At 41.5% G+C, this 4,217-nt stretch carries 4 protein-coding genes; 2 read left to right on the top strand and 2 right to left on the bottom strand.

Annotated elements, in window-relative coordinates; genetic code table 11:
- The first annotated feature begins 234 nt into the window (after nt 1–234).
- Nucleotides 235–1,977, top strand: coding sequence for an ABC transporter substrate-binding protein (locus PX481_RS12140; RefSeq protein WP_288094646.1), 1,743 nt, complete (start codon nt 235–237; stop codon nt 1,975–1,977).
- A complete protein-coding gene (locus PX481_RS12135) occupies nt 1,977–3,245 on the top strand; it encodes a glycosyltransferase (protein WP_004159223.1) in 1,269 nt (422 codons plus the stop codon). The genes PX481_RS12140 and PX481_RS12135 overlap by 1 nt, the downstream gene beginning before the upstream one ends.
- A gap of 262 nt (nt 3,246–3,507) precedes the next feature.
- Here PX481_RS12135 and PX481_RS12130 read toward each other — a convergent pair whose 3' ends face one another.
- Together PX481_RS12130 and PX481_RS12125 are read right to left on the bottom strand one after the other, a co-directional pair.
- Nucleotides 3,508–3,852: a DUF5615 family PIN-like protein gene (locus tag PX481_RS12130; RefSeq protein WP_004159226.1), complete on the bottom strand. Its 345-nt coding sequence runs from the start codon at nt 3,850–3,852 to the stop codon at nt 3,508–3,510.
- Nucleotides 3,849–4,142, bottom strand: coding sequence for a DUF433 domain-containing protein (locus PX481_RS12125; protein WP_002794978.1), 294 nt, complete (start codon nt 4,140–4,142; stop codon nt 3,849–3,851). Before PX481_RS12125 ends, PX481_RS12130 begins: the two co-directional genes overlap by 4 nt.
- Nucleotides 4,143–4,217 lie beyond the last annotated feature (75 nt).

Raw genomic sequence — 4,217 nt, 5'->3', positions numbered from 1 at the left:
GGGGTGTGGGGTGTGGGGTGTGGGGTTTTACCGGTTTTGAGGTGGCCAATTACCTAATTTTTAGGGAAAAAGTCCAGGGATTTTCCCCCTGATCACTCCCATACCTGGTACTTTTTGATTGACAAAAAGTCTAAAAGTCTTACCCAACAAGGTTTTTAGATTTATTCAGCAAACCCTATATAGCCAGGCAAGGTCTTTACTTCTAGATAGTCGGACAGAAAAATATTAAAGATTATGGTGAAATTTTGGCAGGGATTAACGGTATTTTTAATTTCTTGTTTATTGCTGATTTCCCTAACTGCTTGTGGTAATCAAGTTAGACGCAATCAAGTGGTCATATCGGTATTAAGTGACCCAAAAACCTTTAATGCTGTTTTATCGGCCGAATCCCCGAATATTTTTGGTTTAACCTACGAAGGACTATTAACAGAAAATCCCATTACTGGCAAAAAAGAACCGGTATTAGCAGAATCTTGGACAATTTCCGATGATAATTTGAGCATTATTTTTACTATGAGAGAGGGTTTAAAATGGTCGGATGGTCAACCCTTAACCGTTGATGACGTGGTTTTTACCTATAAAGAATTATATCTAAATCCTGATATTCCTAACAACTACCGCGATAGTTTAAGAATAGGATTAAAAAAAGAATTTCCAGTTATCACTAAACTAGATAATCGCAGAATCGAATTTAAACTCCCCGAACCTTTTGCTCCTTTTTTAGATGCTGTCAGTTCACCGATTTTACCTAAACACGCTTTAGAAAAAACTATTCAGAAAAAAAGCCCCGATGGTAGGTTAGAATTTCTCTCCACTTGGGGGTTAGATACTCCTCCCGATAAAATTGTTTTTAATGGTGCTTATAAACTAAAAGAATATATAACGGGACAAAGGATTATTTTTGAGAATAACCCTTACTATTGGAAAAAAGATGCCCAGGGACAACAATTACCTCATATAACTTCGGTAATTTGGGCAATTGTTGAATCTCAGGATACAACTTTACTGCAATTTCGTTCGGGAAGTTTAGATTCTATTGGGGTAACTCCCGAATTTTTCTCCCTCTTAAAAACTGAAGAAGAAAGAGGAAATTTCACTATTTTTAATGGTGGACCTGCCTACGGAACCCAATTTATCGGTTTTAATCTCAATCAAGGAAAACGCGACGGAAAACCCCTAGTAGATCCGATTAAATCCCGTTGGTTTAATAACTTAAATTTCCGTCAAGCTATTGCCTACGGCATTAATCGTCAAAGAATGATTGATGATATCTATCGAGGATTGGGACAAGAACAAAATTCTTTTCTTTCTATCCAATCTCCTTTTTACGATCAAACCCTGAAAGGTTACGATTATAATCCCGAAAAAGCCAAAGAATTATTATTAGAGGCCGGATTTAAGTATAATAGTGATAATCTCCTAGTCGATGCCGATAATAATCCCGTTAGATTTAACCTGATTACTAATGCGGGTAACAAAATCCGGGAAGCAATAGGCGCACAAATTAAAAATGATTTAGCCGCAATAGGAATTCAAGTGGATTTTCAAGCGATCGCTTTTAGCAATTTAGTTGATAAACTGAGTAATAGTCTAGATTGGGAAGCACATATTTTAGGTTTTACCGGCGATAATGAACCCCACGCCCCTAATATTTGGTATGTAGATGGAAATCTCCACGCTTTTAACCAACAACCTCAACCCGGCAGCCCGCCGATTCAAGGCTGGCAAGCGGCGGATTGGGAGAAAAAAATCGCCGATTTATACGTCAAAGGTTCCCAAGAATTAGACTTTGAGAAGCGCAAAGTTATCTATAATGAAATTCAACAACTTCAACAGGAATACGTCCCCTTTATTTATCTAGTTAATCCCCTCGCTTTGGGGGCCGTGCGTAACTGCTTTGAAGGCATACAATTCTCCGCCTTGGGTGGAGCATTCTGGAATCTAGAAGAATTAAAGAAAACCTGTGGAGGTGTTTAATGACTCATTTTGGCATTCTTTGTCCCACCGCTTCTGGACATATCAATCCTCTCCTACCTTTAGGAAAAGAGTTACAAAAACGCGGTCATAAAGTTACCTGTTTTTTAACTCTTGATGGTGAAGAAATGGTGCAAGCAGCCGGCTTAGATTTTCAGGCAATTGCACCCGACCAATATCCGAAAGGCACATCAGCCAAAAATTTAGCCGAAATTGGTCAATTACAGGGAAAAGCCGCCGTCCGTCGCACGGTACAATCAGTTACTAATTCTACCGCTGCCCTCTTTGAAACTATCCCTCAAGAGATGCGTCGCTTGGGAATTGATGCCCTAATTGTCGATCAAGTCTCCCCCTCAGGAGGTACAATCGCAGAAAAATTAGCTATTCCCTTTGTCAGTTTTGCTGGGGCATTGGTTTTAAATCGTGATCCGCTTATTCCGCCCTTTATGACCACTTGGGACTATAATCCCTCATTTATCGGGGTTATTCGCAATAAAATTGGCTATAAACTCCTTGACTCTCTGACTCGTCCTCTGAATGAGTTAATCAACCAGCAGCGTCAAGAATGGGGGTTAATTCCCTATCAAAACATCAATCAACGCTATTCCCCCCTTGCTCAAATTAGCCAACAACCCGCCGAATTCGAGTTTCCTCGGTCAAATTTACCCGCTCACTTTCACTTTACCGGCCCCTTTCACGATTCCTCCACCAGAAAAACGATTCCTTTTCCCTACGAAAAATTAACCGGACAACCCTTGATTTATGCTTCCCTCGGTACAATTCAAAATCGCCTACAATCGGCCTTTAATGCGATCGCCGAAGCCTGTGCCGATTTGCCGGTACAATTAGTTTTATCCTTGGGCAATGCCGACTCTAACATTCAAATAACAACCAAAAACGCCCTAGTTGTTCCCTATGCTCCCCAATTAGAGCTTTTAACCAGAGCCTCTCTTACTATCACCCACGCAGGCTTAAATACTACCCTAGAATCCCTAGCGCAAGCTGTACCGATGGTGGCCATTCCCATCGCTAACGACCAACCGGGGGTATCTGCTCGGATAAAATGGTCGGGTACAGGGGAAGTGATTCCGATTTCCCGTCTAGAAGTTCCCCGTTTACGAAAGGCGATTGAAAAGGTCTTATCCTTCCCCAGTTACCGAGAAAATGCCCTGAAAATGCAAAAAGCACTACAGAAGACAGGAGGAGTGAAAATGGCCGCCGATATCGTCGAAAAAGCCATTTCTACCGGCCAACCCGTCCTATCGGTATAATAACCAGGGTCTGCTAAAAAAGTTTTTCCTGCGGACAGGGTGTCGGGTGTCGGGTTTTAAAAACGTTATCGAAAACAATTGACAAAAATCGCCCTTTATAACCCGTCCATGGCCTAACACAAACCGAAGAACCATAAAGATTAGATTGAACATTTCTGGGATTTCTGTCTAACAGCAATGGTCAGCGGTGATGAATGAACTAGAACATCGCCGCTTCATCGTGTTAGCTGGCTTGTGCTTAGAGTGTAAGTTTGCGGAGAAATCATGCGTATAGTAACTGATTATTAATACTATCAACAGTCAACGTGTTGACTAAAACACCAACCCGTTGCACGACCTCGTAGGCAGTTTTCTGAGGGACAACAATAATTCCACAATGTTCTCTGCCTTCCTCTATGAATTGAAGATGTAATCGTTCAAAATCAACTCGGTTGTGGGTGACAAGACATCTACCTAAAGAAGCGGCAAATTCTAATTGTTCGCTGTCAGTTTTGCCCAAAGTTGACTGCTCAGGAACAGTGGTGACATCTAAACCACGAGAACGCAGAAGTGTTGCAACTAACGCCGACACATCTTCGTCCATGTAAAGCGAAGCAAATATGCTCATAGCTTACCCAAAGCTGCCTTTACAGAAGGATGCACCAACTCATCGGGGACTTGGTTACGTTCAATGTACTCGTTAATTTCTGCTTGATGATCCAAATAAAAACTCAAGGCATCGAACACTTGTGCTAAGGTCAAATGAGGTAAATGAGTTGGAATTTCCTCTGGCATCACACCTAATCGCCACAGACCTACGATTGCGCGAATAGATGTGCGAGTGCCTTCAATAATTGGCTCTCCACCTAAAATCTCATTGTTTCTGGTGACATAACGTGAAAGAGTGATAATCGTCATGGAATTAGGTCTCTTAGGGAAATCGCTAATTCTATTTTAGTCAGGGACAGACATGACTTGATCATGGCATCTAGT

The organism is Microcystis sp. M53603_WE2 (assembly GCF_030065435.1).
Note: the sequence above shows the minus strand (reverse complement) of the source record. Positions and strands in the feature narration are given on the sequence as shown.

What these genes read in the sequence shown, in the direction of transcription:
- PX481_RS12140 (WP_288094646.1), top strand. Translation starts at nt 235, where the DNA reads ATGGTGAAATTTTGGCAGGGATTAACGGTATTTTTAATTTCTTGTTTA.
- PX481_RS12135 (WP_004159223.1), top strand. Translation starts at nt 1,977, where the DNA reads ATGACTCATTTTGGCATTCTTTGTCCCACCGCTTCTGGACATATCAAT.
- PX481_RS12130 (WP_004159226.1), bottom strand. Translation starts at nt 3,852, where the DNA reads ATGAGCATATTTGCTTCGCTTTACATGGACGAAGATGTGTCGGCGTTA.
- PX481_RS12125 (WP_002794978.1), bottom strand. Translation starts at nt 4,142, where the DNA reads ATGACGATTATCACTCTTTCACGTTATGTCACCAGAAACAATGAGATT.